This is a genomic window from Microbacterium sp. LEMMJ01, from assembly GCF_002114135.1.
In the GTDB taxonomy this organism is placed as follows: domain Bacteria; phylum Actinomycetota; class Actinomycetes; order Actinomycetales; family Microbacteriaceae; genus Microbacterium.
Window position 1 is genome coordinate 48,907 of record NZ_NCTV01000023.1, and the last position, 15,239, is coordinate 64,145.

Genomic DNA, 15,239 nt, shown 5'->3' on the forward strand with positions numbered 1-15,239 from the left:
GCGCGGTCGTAGGCTGGTGCCATGCCCGCTCCCGTCACCCTCCCCCGCCTGAGCTGGGGCGATGTCGCTGCGCCGCGACGCGCCCTCCTCGTGCACGGTCTGGGATCATCCGGCGCGCTCATGTGGCGGCTCGGCGACGCCCTCGCAGCGGCCGGCTGGCACGCGACGGCGGTGGACCTGCGCGGCCACGGAGACGCCCCGCGCACGCTCGACTACTCCGTCGCAGCGTACGCCGCGGACCTCGCCGCCACGAGCCCTCCCGGTGCGGGCGCCTGGGATGCCGTCGTCGGACACTCGCTCGGCGGCGCCGCCGGGACGGTGGCCGCCGCGGACGACGCGGACTGGACACGACGCCTCGTCCTCATCGATCCCGCGATCCATGTCGTCCAGCAGGACGCGGCCGACGTCCGCCGCAGCCAGGAACGCGCCTTCGCCGACAACCGCCTCGACGCGGTGCGGCAGGAGCACCCGCACTGGCATCCGCAGGACCAGGAGCTCAAGGTCGACGCCGTCCGGCGGGCGAGCGCGTGGGCGGTCGAGCAGACGAGCGCACAGAACCAGCCGTGGGACGTCCGTGCGCACGCGGCCCGTCTGACCGTGCCCACGCACGTGATCGGGGCCGATCCCGCTGTCTCCAGCATCTTCACCGGGGCCCTCGCCGACGAGGTGCTCGCGAGCAACCCCCGCATCTCCCTGTCGGTCGTGGCCGGCGCCGGCCACTCGGTGCATCGCGACCGCCCGGAGGAATCCATCCGACAGCTCCTGGAGGCTCTGGCATGACCGACTTCGACCCGTCGGCGTATCTCCCCGACGACCTGCTCGACCGCATCCGCGAGCGCGCCCCCCTCCACGACAGGGAGAACACCTTCCCCCAGGCCGACCTCGACGAGCTCCGCGCGGCCGGCTACCTGTCGATCCTCGTGCCGCGGGAGCGCGGCGGCGCGGGACTCGGCCTCGAGCAGGCCGCCCTCCTCCAGCAGCGGCTCGCGGGCGCCGCGCCCGCAACCGCCCTGGCGATCAACATGCACCTCGTCTGGACCGGCGTCGCCAAGGTCTTCTCGGACCGCGGGGTCCCCGGTCTCGAGTTCGTGCAGGACGGCGCCGTGGCCGGCGAGGTCTTCGCGTTCGGCATCAGCGAGGGCGGCAACGACCTCGTGCTGTTCGGGAGCGACACGGCCGCGGTGCCGGACGGCGCCGGGGGTTACGCCTTCACCGGCACCAAGATCTTCACCTCGCTCGCCCCGGTGTGGACGAAGCTCGGCCTGCACGGGCTCGACACCACGAGCCCGGACGCGCCGAAGCTCGTGTTCGCCTTCGTCGACCGCACGTCCGCGGTCACCACCGCCGACGACTGGGACACCCTCGGCATGCGCGGCACCCAGAGCCGGACCACGCGCCTCGACGGGGCCGTCGCGGAGGCGGCGCACGTCGTGCGGCGGATCGACCCCGGCCCGAGCCCCGACCCGATCGTCTTCGGCATCTTCGCGGTCTTCGAGATCCTCCTCGCCTCCGTCTACACCGGAATCGCCCGGCGGGCCCTCGAGCTGGCCGTGGCGACGGCCCATCGGCGTCGCTCCAAGAAGAGCGGCGCCGCGTACAGCCAGGATCCGGACATCCGCTGGCGGATCGCCGACATGGCCCTCGCCTACGACGCCCTCCCTCCGCAGATCGCCGTACTCGCCCGCGATGTCGACGAGCGCGCGGACCGCGGCGCGGGCTGGTTCCCCGCGCTCTCGGGCGTCAAGCATCGCGCGGTGACGATGGCCAAGCACGTCGTCGACGAGGCCATGCTGGTGGCCGGCGGCGGCTCGTACTTCAGCGCCAACGAGCTCTCCCGGCTGTATCGCGACGTCCTCGCCGGCGCGTTCCATCCCTCCGACCCGGAGTCGGCGCACGCCACCGCGGCGAGCGCCTGGCTGGGCCCGATCGAGGCCTGAGCGGGCGCACGCACACCCCGTTGTCCACGACCGTCCGCGGTGCCAAGATCACACCATGGCACCGTCGAAGAAGGACCATACCCTCGACGCGATCTCCAAGACCATCGTCGAGATGCTGCAGGAGGACGGGCGGCGCTCGTACTCCGAGATCGGCCGGATCGTCGGCCTGAGCGAGGCCGCCGTCCGGCAGCGCGTGCAGCGGCTCACCGAGTCCGGAGTGATGCAGATCGTCGCGGTGACCGATCCCATGCAGCTCGGCTTCCACCGGCAGGCGATGGTCGGGGTCAAGGTCGCCGGGGACGCCCGAGGCGTGGCCGAGGCGATCGCCGACATCGACGAGGTCGACTACGTCGTGATCACGGTCGGATCGTTCGACGTGCTCGTCGAGGCGGTGTGCGAGGACGACGACCATCTGCTGGCCCTCGTCAACGATCGCATCCGGCCGATCCCGGGCGTGGTGTCGACCGAGACCTTCATCTACGCGAAGCTCCAGAAGCAGCAGTTCGCCTGGGGCACGCGCTGACGGTCGGTCTCAGCGCGGCCGCGTCTCCTCGCGACGGCGGGCGAGGAGGGCGAGGTGCAGGGCGGCGAGGGTCTCCCCGTCGTCCAGATCCGCGCCGAGCAGGTCGCCGATGAGCGCGAGGCGCTGATAGAACACCGAGCGCGAGAGATGGCTCGCGGCCGCCGCCGCGGAGCGGTTGCCGGGGTGCGCGACGAGGGCGGCGAGGACCGCGAGCAGGTCTCCGCGGCGATCCCGGTCGTGACGGACGAGCGGCTCCAGCATCTGCTCGCTGTGCGCCTGGAGCCGCCGGTCGTCGCGCAGAGCGGATACGAGGCGTTCGAGGGGCCGGTCGGCGACGCGGCGGACCGCCGGCACGTCGCCCCCGGACGGCCGTGCGGCGAGGTCGAGCGCGGCGCGGATCGAGGCCAGGAGGCCGCGGACGCCTTCGGCGCTCGGTCCGACGGTCACGGGCGCGCCGTCCGAGAGGTGCGCGAGGACGGCATCGGTCAGCGCGTCGGATCCGGCGGCCAGGAGCAGGACCAGGTCCGCTCCCCGCCGGGCCCCCACCGCGGACAGCCCCGCCGCACGCGCGCGGGCGACGAGCGTCCCCGCGTCCTCGTCCGTGCGGAAGACGAGGCCGGAGACGGTCCCGCCCGAGAGGTCGAGCCCGAGTCCCCGGAGCCGGACCTCGACGTCTTCCTCGCGGGCGAACCGCGCACCGAGAAGATCCTCGACGAGGCTGCGATGGGCGAGCACGGTCCACGCCCCCTCCCCATCGGCGAGGCAGCCGAAGGCGAGGGCCGTCGCTCCCAGCTCCAGGACCGTGGACCGACCGGCGGGGTGCGGCGGACCCTCCGCCGCGATGAGCCAGCCCCAGCGCACACCGCGCGCCTGCACGGGCACCCGATCGCCGCCCCGCTCCGCCTGGCGGAGGGCCTCGCCGACCGCGGCGCGGAGCGCTTCGACCGCCACGACCTCCCCCGCCGGATTCTCGAGGTGGACCGGGGCGTCGAGCGCGCGGGCGACCTCGGACACGATGAGGTCGGCCGGCGCGCCGCGGAGGCTGAGGGTGGTGAAGAGGTCGTGCAGGCGCTGACGCTCGCGGAGCGCCACGGTCTGGGCCTCGATCAGCGCGCGGTGCACGGCCTCGGTCACCGCGACGAACTTGACCTCCACCCCGAGCGCGATCAGGGCGAGGCCCGAGGCGGCACAGGCCTCGACGACCGCGACCGGGACGCGGGGCATCCGCGGGCCGAGTTCGACGACGATGCCGCACACCCCCACCGCCGCCAGCTCCGCCACGAGCACGCGCAGCGCTGCGGGGTTCGTCGGCCAGGCCGCGCCGGTCGTGAGCAGCAGCTCGCCGCCGTCGAGCAGGCGGGCGACGGCGGCGCTGTCCGAGGCGTGGACCCACCGCACCCCGGCGTCGAGCGCCGGGCCCCCGACGAGGACGGTCGGCGCCCCCGCCTGCACCGCGGGAAGCGCGAGCACGTCCCCGACACGCAGCACCGAAGGCGATCGATCCGGACGATCTGTCCGATCCACCGAGAAGTCCTGACGCTCTGCCACTCCGCACGCGCTCCGTTTCCTGTCAGCATGGGCCGAACCCCAGCGTAGCGACCCTCGGTCAGAGTGTGCGAGACGCGATCCCCTCTGCGAAGGAGCACCCGTGGACATCGTCCGTCACGTCATCAACGGCACCGAGACCGCCGAGGCGGCGCGCCGCGGCCCCGTCTTCGACCCGGCGACAGGTGCCGTCACGAAAGAGGTCGCACTGGCCTCGGCCACCGAGGTCGACGCCGCGGTGGCCGCCGCTGCTGCCGCCCTGCCGGCGTGGCGGGAGACGAGCCTCATCAAACGCGCCGACGTCTTCTTCCGGCTCCGTCAGCTCCTCAAGGAACGGACGGACGAGCTCGCCGCCATCGTCACGTCCGAGCACGGGAAGGTCCTGTCCGACGCGGCCGGCGAGGTGTCCCGGGGCATCGAGAACGTCGAGTTCGCCGCGGGGCTCGTGCACCTGCTCAAGGGCGAGCGCAGCGAGCAGGTCGCCCGCGGGGTCGACGTGCACTCCGTGAAGCAGCCGGTCGGCGTGGTCGCGGCCATCACCCCGTTCAACTTCCCGGTCATGGTGCCGCTGTGGATGGTCGCCTCCGCCATCGCGTGCGGCAACACCGTCGTCCTCAAGCCCAGCGAGAAGGATCCGTCCGCGGCGGTCTGGCTCGCACGGCTGTTCCGCGAGGCCGGTCTCCCGGACGGCGTCCTCAACGTCGTGCACGGCGACCGGGAGGCCGTCGACGCGCTCCTCGGCTCCCCGCAGGTGCAGGCGGTGAGCTTCGTCGGGTCGACCCCGATCGCCCGCTCGATCTACGGACGGGCGTCCGCCGCCGGGAAGCGGGTGCAGGCGCTCGGCGGCGCGAAGAACCACATGGTCGTAATGCCCGACGCCGACATCGACGCGGCCGCCGACGCCGCCGTCTCCGCGGCCTACGGCTCCGCGGGCGAACGCTGCATGGCGGTGTCCGTGCTCGTGGCGGTGGGCGACATCGCCGACGACCTCGTCGCCGCGGTCGCCCGCCGCATCGACGGCCTCTCGATCGGCCCCGGCACGGACCCGGCGAGCGAGATGGGGCCCCTCATCACTGCGGAGCACCGTGACCGGGTCGCCTCCTACGTCACGGAAGCTCCCGGCGAGGGCGCCACGGTCGTCGTCGACGGCACCACCAAGCCGTTCGACGGCGACGGCTTCTTCCTCGGGGTGAGCCTGATCGACGACGTCACACCCGGCATGCGCGTCTACGACGACGAGATCTTCGGCCCGGTCCTGTCCGTCGTGCGCGTGGGCTCCTACGCGGAGGCGGTCGCGCTCGTCAACGCGAACGCCTACGGCAACGGGACCGCGATCTTCACGCGCGACGGCGGGACGGCGCGGCAGTACGAGTTCGACATCGAGGTCGGCATGGTCGGCGTCAACGTCCCGATCCCGGTGCCCATCGGCGCATACTCGTTCGGCGGGTGGAAGGACTCGCTCTTCGGCGACGCGCACATCTACGGCCCGGAGTCGGTGCACTTCTACACGCGGTCAAAGGTCGTGACGACGCGGTGGCCCGACCACACCCCGTCGCAGATCGACCTCGGCTTCCCGAGCAACCACTGACGAGGAGCGATCACGATGACGACCTTCACCGACCGCCACGGACTCACCTTCCCGCTCCCCGCCTCGGACGCCGAGGCGCAGGTGCGCGCCGACGACCGCGCCCATGTCTTCCACTCCTGGAGCGCGCAGGCGCTGATCGACCCGCTGCCGGTCGCCACCGGTCGGGGCTCGACGTTCTGGGACTACGAGGGCACCGCCTACCTCGACTTCTCCAGCCAGCTGGTGAACCTCAACCTCGGCCACCAGCACCCGGACCTCGTCGCAGCGATCCAGCAGCAGGCCGGGCGGCTCGCCACCATCCAGCCGTCGATGGCCAACGATGTGCGCGGGGAGCTCGCCCGTCTCATCGCCGAGGTCGCTCCCGACGGGTTCGAGAAGGTGTTCTTCACGAACGGCGGCGCGGAGGCGAACGAGTACGCGGTGCGCATGGCCCGGCAGGCCACGGGCCGCCGGAAGGTGCTCTCGATGTACCGCAGCTACCACGGCTCCACCGCGACCGCGATCTCCCTCACCGGCGACCCCCGCCGCTGGGCGAACGACGTCACGGACACCGGGGCCGTGCGGTTCTTCGGACCGTACCTCTACCGCTCCCCGTTCCACAGCGAGACGACCGAGCAGGAGACGGAGCGCGCCCTCGCGCATCTGGAGCAGACCATCCAGCTCGAGGGACCGCAGACCATCGCCGCGATCATCGTCGAGACGGTCGTCGGCACCAACGGCGTGCTGCTTCCTCCGCCCGGCTATCTGCCCGGGGTACGCGCGCTCTGCGATCGCTACGGGATCGTCTTCATCGCGGACGAGGTGATGGTGGGGTTCGGCCGGCTCGGCGAGTGGTTCGGGATCGATGCCTTCGACGCCCGCCCCGACCTGATCACCTTCGCGAAGGGCGTGAACTCGGGCTACGTCCCCCTCGGCGGCGTCGTGATCTCCGACCGCATCGCCGCGGCCTTCGACACCGTCCCGTTCGCGGGCGGACTGACGTACTCCGGGCACCCTCTCGCCTGCGCCGCCGGTGTGGCCACGTTCGAGGTGTTCCGCCGCGACGGCATCCTGGAACGGGTGCGCGACCTCGGCGAGCGGGTCGTCGGTCCGACCCTGCGCTCGTGGGCGCAGTCGCATCCGAGCGTGGGCGAGGTGCGCGGTCGCGGGCTGTTCTGGGCGGTGGAGCTCGTGCGGGATCAGCAGACCAGGGAGCCGCTGGTGCCGTTCAACGCGAGCGGTGCCGACGCCGCCCCGATGACGGCGTTCGCCGCCGCCGCGAAGCGGGCAGGGGTCTGGCCCTTCACGCACTTCCACCGCGTGCACATCGCTCCGCCGCTGGTGATCGAGGAGGCGGAGCTGGTGCGGGGTCTGGGGGCGATCGAGGAGGCGCTGGCGGTCGCCGACGGGTACGCGGTCGGCTGAGAGGCGTCCCCCGCCGGCCGCTACTTGCGGTCGAAGTCGAACGCCTTGAGGAGCTCGCCGACGGCCTTGTCGCGCTCCTCGCCGCCGTCCTCGAACATGTGGGTGACGTGCGTGCGCAGGTGGTTCTCCAGCAGCAGACGGTTGAGCGACTCGAGGGAGCGCTGGATCGCGCGGGACTGCGTGATGATGTCCATGCAGTACTCCTCGTTCTCGATCATCCGCGCGACGCCGCGCATCTGACCCTCGAGGATGCTGGTGCGGTGCAGGGCGCGCTTCTTGATGTCTTCGATCACGTATCGAGGCTACTCGCCCCGTGAAAGGATGACGTCATGCCGCGAACACCCACGACGCTGCTCTCCGTCGCCGACCAGGAGCGCCGGCGCGCGCTGCGGCGGATGAAGGCCGTCGCGCTCGGGGCGCTGATCTTCATGGCCCTCGCCTTCGTCGTCGCGTTCGCGTTCCAGGAGCGGGTCGGCGGGCTCGCGTACGTCCGCGCCGCGGCGGAGGGCGGCATGGTCGGCGCGCTGGCGGACTGGTTCGCGGTGACCGCGCTGTTCCGCCGTCCGCTCGGCCTGCCCATCCCGCACACTGCGATCATCCCGAACCGCAAGGACGAGATCGGCCGCACGCTGGGCGAGTTCGTGGAGACGAACTTCCTCGCCGCCGACGTCGTGCGCACCAAGCTCACCAGCACCGCGATCGCCCTCCGCGCCGGGGAGTGGCTTCGCGAGACCCCGCATGCCGAGCGCGTGGCGGCCGAGGGGGCGACGGTCGCGACGGCCGTGCTGAACGCGCTGAGCGACGACGACGTGCGCGATCTCCTCGCCGACCTCGCGCGCGAGCATCTCGTCGCGCCGGAGTGGGGGCCGCCCGCCGGAGCGTGGCTGGAGAAGATCGTGGAGGCGGAGGCGCACCACGGTGCCGTCGACCTCGCGGTGGACAGCATCGGGCGATGGCTCGACGCCAACGCGGCCTCCTTCACCGGACTCGTCTCCCGGCGCCTCCCCGGATGGATGCCGAAGATCGCGCACCGCCTCATCGACGACACGGTGTACAACGAGGCGGTCAAGTTCGTCCGCGCCGTGCAGGCCGACCCGCGGCATCCGGCCCGCCTCGCGATCGACGGGTACCTGTCCCGCCTCGCGGACGCCCTGCAGAACGATCCCGCGACGCGCGAGAAGCTGGAGAACGCCAAGGCCGCGCTCTTCGACAGCCCGCGCGTCGGCGCCCTCGCCGCGGAGGCGTGGAACACCGCCAAGAACGGACTCCTCACCTCCCTCGCCGACCCGGAGAGCGGGCTGCGGCGCCGCGCCGTGCAGGCACTGCAGGAGGTCGGCGAGCGGCTCACGACCGACGCCGCCCTGCAGCGCCGCGTCGACACGTGGGTCTCCGATGCGGCTGTCTTCCTCGTCGACCGGTACCGGCACGACATCGCCTCGATCATCACCGACACCGTGGAGCGCTGGGATCCCGCCGAGACCACCGAGAAGATCGAGCTCATGGTCGGCCGCGATCTGCAGTACATCCGCCTCAACGGCACCGTCGTCGGCGCCCTCGCCGGCCTCGCGATCTTCACCGTCGCCCACGCCCTGATCCCGGGAGTCTGACATGGCACTGTCCCACGATCCGCTCTGGCCGCGTGCCGGCGCCTGGCCCGCGTTCGAGGGCACGGCCGATGCGGTGCTGCTCGGCGTCCCGACCTGGCGCACCTCCCTGTCCCCGACCGGGGCGCACGCGACCCCGGCCGCGATCCGCGAGGCGCTCCCCCGCTACGGCACGACGGTCCTCGGCCCACCGACGATCGACCTGGACGAGGTGCTCCGCATCGCGGACGCCGGGGACGTGCCGGAGCCGGACGGCGACGCGGGAGAGGCGCGGACGATCGAGCGGGTCCGGGAACTCGCGGGAGCGTCAGATCTCGTCATCGCCCTCGGCGGCGACAACTCCCTCACCTACCCGGTCGCGCTCGGAGCGGAGGCCACGGGCCTGATCACGTTCGACGCCCACTTCGACCTGCGCGACGGCGTCTCCAACGGCACGCCGGTGCGGCGACTCGTCGAAGACGCCCCGGCGGCGTCCGCCCTCCCCACCGCACGCATCGACCCCACCCGGATCGTGCAGATCGGCCTCGCCGACTTCGCGAACTCCGCCGCGTACGCCCGCCGCGCGGCCGACTGGGGCATCCGGGTCGTCACCCTCGACGACGTGCGCCGTCGCGGCATCGCCGACGTCGTGGCCGAGGCCGTCGAGATCGCGGGCGCGGGCGACGCCGCCCGGGTGCACCTCGACATCGACGTGGACGTGTGCGACCGCGCGGTCGCACCGGGGTGCCCGGCCAGCGTCCCGGGAGGCCTGGCCGCGTGGGAGCTGCGCGCCCTCACCCGGGCGGTCGCCGCCGATCCGCGGGTCGCGAGCGCCGACATCGCCGAGGTCGACGCGACCGCGGACGCCGAGGACGGTCGCACCGTGCGGCTCGCCGCCCTCTGCGTGCTCGAGCTGCTCGCGGGCCTCGCGGCACGCTAGCCCGAGCCGCCCTCAGACGACGGCCGCCCCGTCCTTCCAGACGCGCTGCACCAGCGGCACACCCGGGCGATACGCCAGATGCACGCGGGAGGGGGCGTCGAGCAGCACAAGGTCGGCGCGCGCCCCGGGGGCGATCCGGCCGATGTCGTCGCGCCGCAGTGCCCGCGCCCCGCCGGCGGTGGCGGCCCAGACCGCCTCCGCCGTGGTCATGCCCATGTCCCGCACGGCGATGGCGATGCAGAAGGCCATGGACGACGTGAAGCTGGACCCCGGGTTCGTGTCGCACGCCAGCGCAACTGTCACACCCGCGTCGAGGAGTCTGCGCGCATCCGGATAGGGCTGGCGCGTGGAGAACTCCACGCCGGGTAGCAGCGTGAGCACCGTGTCCGACGCGGCGAGCGCGGCGATGTCCGCGTCGGTGAGGTAGGTGCCGTGATCCACCGATGCCGCCCCCAGCTCGACCGCCATCCGCACGCCGTCGCCCGGACCGAGCTGGCTCGCATGCACCCGAGGAGCAAGGCCCCGGGCCCTGCCCGCCTCCAGGATCCGTCGCGACTGCGCCACCGTGAAGGCGCCGGTCTCGCAGAAGACATCGATCCACCGGGAGTGCGGGGCGCAGGCGTCGAGCATCGGCCCCACGACGAGGTCGACATAGGCATCGGGATCGTCGGCGTACTCGACCGGGACCACGTGCGCGCCGAGGAACGTGACCTCCGACGTCACCTCGGCGGCGAGGCGCACGAGGCGCTCCTCCTCCGCGACGGCGAGACCGTAACCGCTCTTGATCTCGACCGTGGTGGTGCCCTGCGTCCGCAGCTCCTCGATGAACCCGTGCAGTCGGGCGCGCAGCTCGTCGTCGGTCGCCGCCCGCGTCGCCTGCACCGTCGAGCGGATGCCGCCCGCCGCGTACGGCTGCCCCGCCATGCGCGCCTCGAACTCCGCCGCCCGATCGCCGCCGAAGACGAGGTGGCTGTGGCTGTCGACGAATCCGGGGATCACGGCCCGCCCCCCGGCGTCGACGACCTCATCGGCCGCGGGAGCCGCAGCAGACGAACCCACCCACGCGATCCGCGCGCCGTCGATCAGCACGGCCGCCTCGCGGAGCGTGCCGGCCGGGTCGCCCCCCGCGGCGACGTTGGTCGTCAGCTCCCCGATCCCGGAGATGAGCGTCGTCGTCACAGCATCGGCACCTTCAGTCCGCGGTCGCGGGCGACCTCCTTGGCGTGGTCGTACCCGGCGTCCACGTGTCGCATGACACCGGTGCCGGGGTCGTTCGTCAGCACCCGGGCGAGCTTCTCCGCCGCGAGGGCCGAACCGTCCGCCACCGTGACCTGCCCGGCGTGGATCGAGCGTCCGATCCCCACGCCGCCGCCGTGGTGCAGCGACACCCACGACGCCCCGGAGGCGGTGTTGAGGAGGGCGTTGAGCAGCGGCCAGTCGGCGATCGCGTCGGAGCCGTCCTTCATGGCCTCGGTCTCCCGGTACGGCGACGCGACGGAGCCGGAGTCGAGGTGGTCACGGCCGATGACGATCGGCGCGGACAGCTCTCCCGAGGCGACCATCTCGTTGAACTTCAGTCCGGCGAGGTGCCGCTCCTGGTAGCCGAGCCAGCAGATGCGCGCCGGCAGACCCTCGAAGTGGACGGCCGACCCCGCCTTGTCGAGCCAACGGTGCAGGGCCGTGTCCTCGGGGAAGAGCTCGGCGATCGCGCGGTCCGTCTTGAAGATGTCCTCCGGGTCTCCGGACAGCGCCACCCAGCGGAACGGTCCTCGCCCTTCCTCGAACTGCGGGCGGATGTAGGCGGGGACGAATCCGGGGAACGCGAACGCCCGGTCGAAGCCGCCGAGCTGCGCCTCCGCGCGGATCGAGTTGCCGTAGTCGAACACGGCCGCCCCCGCGTCCTGGAAGCCGACCATCGCGGCGACGTGGGCGGCCATCGACTCCCTCGACCGCCGGGTGAACTCCTCGGGATCGCGCGCCGCCTCCTCCTTCCACCGGGCCACGTCGACACCGATCGGCAGGTACGCGAGGGGGTCGTGGGCGCTGGTCTGGTCGGTGACCACGTCGATGGGCACGCCCCGCCGCAGGAGCTCAGGGAAGATCTCCGCGGCATTGCCCACGACGCCGACCGAGAGGGCGTGACCGGCGTCCTTCGCCGCGACGACCCGGGCCACCGCCGCATCGAGGTCGGTGGAGTACTCGTCGAGGTACCGATGCTCCACACGGCGGGCCAGCCGCGTCTCGTCGACGTCCACGATCAGGACCGCGCCCTCGTTGAGGGTCACGGCGAGGGGCTGCGCCCCGCCCATCCCGCCCGCACCGGCCGTCAGCGTCAGCGTCCCCCGCAGGGAATCGCGCCCGAGCGAGCGGGCGACCGCGGCGAACGTCTCGTACGTCCCCTGCAGGATGCCCTGCGTGCCGATGTAGATCCAGGAGCCGGCGGTCATCTGGCCGTACATGGTCAGCCCCAGCTCCTCCAGACGGCGGAACTCCGGCCAGGTCGCCCAGTCGCCGACGAGGTTCGAGTTGGCGATGAGCACGCGCGGCGCCCACTCGTGGGTGCGGAACACGCCCACCGGCTTGCCGGACTGGACGAGCAGCGTCTCATCCGGCTCCAGCTCGTCGAGCGTGCGGACGATCGCCTCGTACGCCGCCCAGCTGCGTGCCGCCTTGCCCGTCCCGCCGTAGACCACCAGGTCTTCCGGGTGCTCGGCGACCTCGGGATCGAGGTTGTTCATGAGCATGCGCTTGGCCGCCTCGGCGCCCCAGCTCTTGGCGGTGCGCTCGGCACCGCGGGCTGCGCGTACCGTGCGCGCTGCGTTCTCCTCAGTCATGCATGTGCTCCTTTGCGACACGGGCGATGGCACCCGACTGGACGAGGGCGGTCACGGCCTCCATCTCGGGCGAGAGGTGGCGGTCAGGGCCGGGGCCGGCGGCGACCGTGCGGATGAGATCGCGCACGGCGCCGGTCGCCGGGCCCGCCTCGAGCGGCGCGCGGAGATCCAGCGCGCGGGCGGCGGTGAGGATCTCGATCGCGAGGACGCGGGAGAGGCCGTCGATCGCCCGACGCAGCTTCCGTGCTGCGGCCCAGCCCATCGAGACGTGGTCCTCCTGCATCGCCGAGGACGGGATGGAGTCCACCGAGGCGGGAACCGCGAGACGCTTGAGCTCGGAGACGATGCCGGCCGCCGCGTACTGCGCGATCATCAGCCCGGAATCGACCCCGACCTCCGCCGCGAGGAACGGCGGGAGCCCGTGGCTGCGGGCCGGATCCAGAGCGCGGTCGGTGCGCCGCTCGGACACGGAGGCGACGTCGGCGATCGAGATCGCCAGGAAGTCGAGGACCGCGGCGACGGGCGCCCCGTGGAAGTTGCCGTTCGACTCGATGCGGCCGTCGAGGGTGATGATCGGGTTGTCGATGACGCTGGAGAGCTCGCGCTCCGCGATCATTTCGGCATACCCGAGCGTGTCGCGCGCGGCGCCGTGCACCTGCGGCGAGCAGCGCAGGGAGTACGCGTCCTGGACACGGCCGTCTTCCGGGCCCTTGTGGCTCGCGACCATCGGCGACCCGGCGAGCAGCGCCCGGAGGTGACCGGCGGATACCGCCTGCCCCGCCTGCGGACGCAGCGCCATGAGATCGGCGGCGAACACCGTATCGGTGCCGAGCTGCGACTCCACCGACATCGCCGCCGCCACATCCGCCGTCAGGAGCAGCGTCTCCAGGTCGTGGAGCGCGAGCACCAGCGTGCCGAGCATCCCGTCCGTGCCGTTGATGAGGGCGAGGCCCTCCTTCTCCACGAGCGTGAGCGGTGCGATGCCGGCGTCCGCGAGGGCGTCGGCCGCCGGGATGAGCCGGCCCGCGCTGTCACGCACATCGCCCTCGCCCATGGCCGCGAGCGCGATGTGGGCAAGGGGCGCGAGATCCCCGGAACACCCCAGCGAGCCGTACTCGCGGACCACCGGCACGATGCCCGCGTTGAGCAGCGCGGCGTACGTCTCGACCACGACGGGGCGAACCCCGGTGCGGCCGGACGCGAGCGTCTGCAGGCGCAGCAGCTGGAGCCCGCGTACGACCTCCCGCTCGACCTCGGCGCCGGTTCCCGCGGCGTGGGAGCGGATGAGACTCGCCTGCAACTGCCGGCGCCGTTCCGGAGCGATGAACGTCGTCGCCAACGCGCCGAAGCCCGTGGACACCCCGTAGTGCGGGTGCGGGTCCGCGGCGAGGCCGTCGATCACTCGCCGGGTCTCGGCGACCCTGGCCAGCGCCGCAGGGTCGACGACGACGGGCGCATCGTGACGGACGACGCGGACGACCTCCGCCGGGGAGAGAGGGGCGGCGCCGACGAGGACAGGGGCTGGATCGCTCATGTCTCGATTCCACACCTGCGGGGTCGACGCGCACACGGCTTCGTGGCAACCTGTGTCTGTGATCCCAGACATGTTCGAGACCGACGACGCCCAGGTGCCCGCCGCGGCGCAGACCCTGCGCATCCTGAGCTATCTGGCGGGCCGCCCGGCACCGGTGGCGGCGTCCGCGATCGCCCGGGAGCTGACGCTTCCGCGATCGACGGTCTATCACCTGCTGCGCACGCTCGCGGCCCACGGCTTCGTGCTGCACCTCCGCGAGGAGCGCCGGTGGGGACTCGGGACATCGGCCTTCGAGCTGGCGGGCGGCTATGCACGGCAGCAGCCGTTGGCGCGGCTCGGCCGGCCGCTTATCGCCGCTCTCTCCGACCAGCTCGGGGAGAGCGCGCACCTGGCGGTCATGAGCGGTGGGGATGTGCTCTACATCGTCGAAGAGCGCGCGCCGCGGCGGCCCACCCTGGTGACCGACGTCGGCGTGCGCCTCCCCGCGCACCTGACCGCGACCGGACGCGCGATGCTCGCCGCCCTCCCCCGCGAACAGGTCCGGGCGCTGTACCCGGAGGCGTCGGCGTTCTCCGACCGCACCGGGCGAGGGCCCCGCCACCCCGGGGAGCTGCGCGAACTCCTCCGGGACGTACGCTCTCGGGGGTATGCGACGGAGGACGGGGAGGTCGCGGAAGGTCTGCGTTCGGTGGGCGCCGTCGTGCGCGACGTCGCCGGCTGGCCGGTCGCCGCGGTCGCGGTCACCTGGGCCGGCGACCACGGTGCAGAGGTCGTGCTGGCGAACGCGGTGCGCGAGACAGCGGCGACTCTCGAGTCGCGTCTGGCCCGCTGACGCGGCACCTGCGCGTTAACGCAAGAAGGCCACCCAGCATTGGGTGGCCTTCTTGACTAAAAGGAGTCCGGCGGTGTCCTACTCTCCCACAGGGTCCCCCCTGCAGTACCATCGGCGCTGTGAGGCTTAGCTTCCGGGTTCGGAATGTGACCGGGCGTTTCCCTCACGCTATGGCCGCCGAAACACTATTGATGTTTCAATCAAACCTAAAGCAATGATGAATCATTGTTGAAGGTAGTTCTCGACCGTACATCGAGAACCACTCAGTGGACGCAAGCACCAACAAACGGTGTGTTATCAAGTCATCGGCTTATTAGTACCAGTCAGCTGCACACGTTACCGTGCTTCCACATCTGGCCTATCAACCCAGTAGTCTGGCTGGGAGCCTCTCACCCGAAGGTATGGAAGTCTCATCTTGAGGCCGGCTTCCCGCTTAGATGATGTCAGCGGTGAGCCATACCGAACGGAGCTAATCAGAGGTGCTACGGGCGGAACAACTGAAACACCAGAGGTTCGTCC

Annotated in this window: 13 protein-coding genes and 2 rRNA genes; 8 read left to right on the top strand and 7 right to left on the bottom strand. The window is 72.1% G+C overall.

Annotated elements, in window-relative coordinates; genetic code table 11:
* Positions 1–21: 21 nt before the first annotated feature.
* Genes B7W94_RS06660 through B7W94_RS06670 form a run of 3 tightly spaced genes read left to right on the top strand, consistent with a single transcriptional unit; the run spans position 22 to position 2,460 of the window.
* Positions 22–780 (top strand): alpha/beta fold hydrolase, encoded by a 759-nt coding sequence (locus B7W94_RS06660; RefSeq protein WP_085605447.1) that lies wholly within the window; start codon positions 22–24, stop codon positions 778–780.
* Positions 777–1,937, top strand: a complete 1,161-nt coding sequence (locus B7W94_RS06665) for an acyl-CoA dehydrogenase family protein (RefSeq protein ID WP_025102614.1) — start codon at positions 777–779, stop codon at positions 1,935–1,937. Before B7W94_RS06660 ends, B7W94_RS06665 begins: the two co-directional genes overlap by 4 nt.
* A 55-nt stretch (positions 1,938–1,992) precedes the next feature.
* Positions 1,993–2,460: an Lrp/AsnC family transcriptional regulator gene (locus B7W94_RS06670; protein WP_025102615.1), complete on the top strand. Its 468-nt coding sequence runs from the start codon at positions 1,993–1,995 to the stop codon at positions 2,458–2,460.
* Between the two features lie 9 nt (positions 2,461–2,469).
* Here the strand turns inward: B7W94_RS06670 and B7W94_RS06675 are convergent, their stop codons facing one another.
* The gene (locus B7W94_RS06675) at positions 2,470–3,948 is read right to left on the bottom strand and encodes a PucR family transcriptional regulator (protein ID WP_253247399.1); all 1,479 of its coding nucleotides are present in this window, start codon (positions 3,946–3,948) and stop codon (positions 2,470–2,472) included.
* Positions 3,949–4,108: 160 nt separating this feature from the next.
* Between B7W94_RS06675 and B7W94_RS06680 the strand changes: the two genes are divergently transcribed.
* Positions 4,109–5,593, top strand: coding sequence for a CoA-acylating methylmalonate-semialdehyde dehydrogenase (locus B7W94_RS06680; protein WP_025102617.1), 1,485 nt, complete (start codon positions 4,109–4,111; stop codon positions 5,591–5,593).
* A gap of 15 nt (positions 5,594–5,608) precedes the next feature.
* Positions 5,609–6,997 (top strand): aspartate aminotransferase family protein, encoded by a 1,389-nt coding sequence (locus tag B7W94_RS06685; RefSeq protein WP_085605451.1) that lies wholly within the window; start codon positions 5,609–5,611, stop codon positions 6,995–6,997.
* A 20-nt stretch (positions 6,998–7,017) separates the two neighbouring features.
* Here B7W94_RS06685 and B7W94_RS06690 read toward each other — a convergent pair whose 3' ends face one another.
* Positions 7,018–7,290: a metal-sensitive transcriptional regulator gene (locus B7W94_RS06690; RefSeq protein ID WP_025102619.1), complete on the bottom strand. Its 273-nt coding sequence runs from the start codon at positions 7,288–7,290 to the stop codon at positions 7,018–7,020.
* A 36-nt stretch (positions 7,291–7,326) separates the two neighbouring features.
* On the opposite strand from B7W94_RS06690, the gene B7W94_RS06695 reads away from it, so the two are divergent.
* Positions 7,327–8,604, top strand: coding sequence for a DUF445 domain-containing protein (locus B7W94_RS06695; RefSeq protein WP_085605453.1), 1,278 nt, complete (start codon positions 7,327–7,329; stop codon positions 8,602–8,604).
* Between the two features lies 1 nt (position 8,605).
* Positions 8,606–9,520, top strand: a complete 915-nt coding sequence (locus B7W94_RS06700) for an agmatinase family protein (protein ID WP_085605455.1) — start codon at positions 8,606–8,608, stop codon at positions 9,518–9,520.
* A 12-nt stretch (positions 9,521–9,532) separates the two neighbouring features.
* Here the strand turns inward: B7W94_RS06700 and hutI are convergent, their stop codons facing one another.
* The 3 genes from hutI to hutH are packed head-to-tail and all read right to left on the bottom strand — an operon-like array spanning position 9,533 to position 13,888.
* A complete protein-coding gene (gene hutI / locus B7W94_RS06705) occupies positions 9,533–10,699 on the bottom strand; it encodes an imidazolonepropionase (RefSeq protein WP_085605456.1) in 1,167 nt (388 codons plus the stop codon).
* On the bottom strand, positions 10,696–12,354 hold the full coding sequence (gene hutU / locus B7W94_RS06710; protein ID WP_085605458.1) for a urocanate hydratase: 1,659 nt from the start codon (positions 12,352–12,354) through the stop codon (positions 10,696–10,698). Before hutU ends, hutI begins: the two co-directional genes overlap by 4 nt.
* Positions 12,347–13,888 carry a histidine ammonia-lyase gene (hutH, locus tag B7W94_RS06715; RefSeq protein WP_085605460.1) on the bottom strand — a complete coding sequence of 514 codons (1,542 nt, stop codon included), beginning with the start codon at positions 13,886–13,888 and terminating at the stop codon, positions 12,347–12,349. Before hutH ends, hutU begins: the two co-directional genes overlap by 8 nt.
* 70 nt (positions 13,889–13,958) lie before the next feature.
* Between hutH and B7W94_RS06720 the strand changes: the two genes are divergently transcribed.
* Complete coding sequence (locus B7W94_RS06720) at positions 13,959–14,720, top strand: IclR family transcriptional regulator (RefSeq protein WP_253247400.1); 762 nt, start codon at positions 13,959–13,961, stop codon at positions 14,718–14,720.
* A 65-nt stretch (positions 14,721–14,785) separates the two neighbouring features.
* Here B7W94_RS06720 and rrf read toward each other — a convergent pair.
* Together rrf and B7W94_RS06730 are read right to left on the bottom strand one after the other, a co-directional pair.
* Positions 14,786–14,902 (bottom strand): 5S ribosomal RNA (gene rrf, locus B7W94_RS06725).
* Positions 14,903–15,013: 111 nt separating this feature from the next.
* Positions 15,014–15,239: ribosomal RNA gene (locus B7W94_RS06730) — 23S ribosomal RNA — on the bottom strand; the annotation flags it as partial.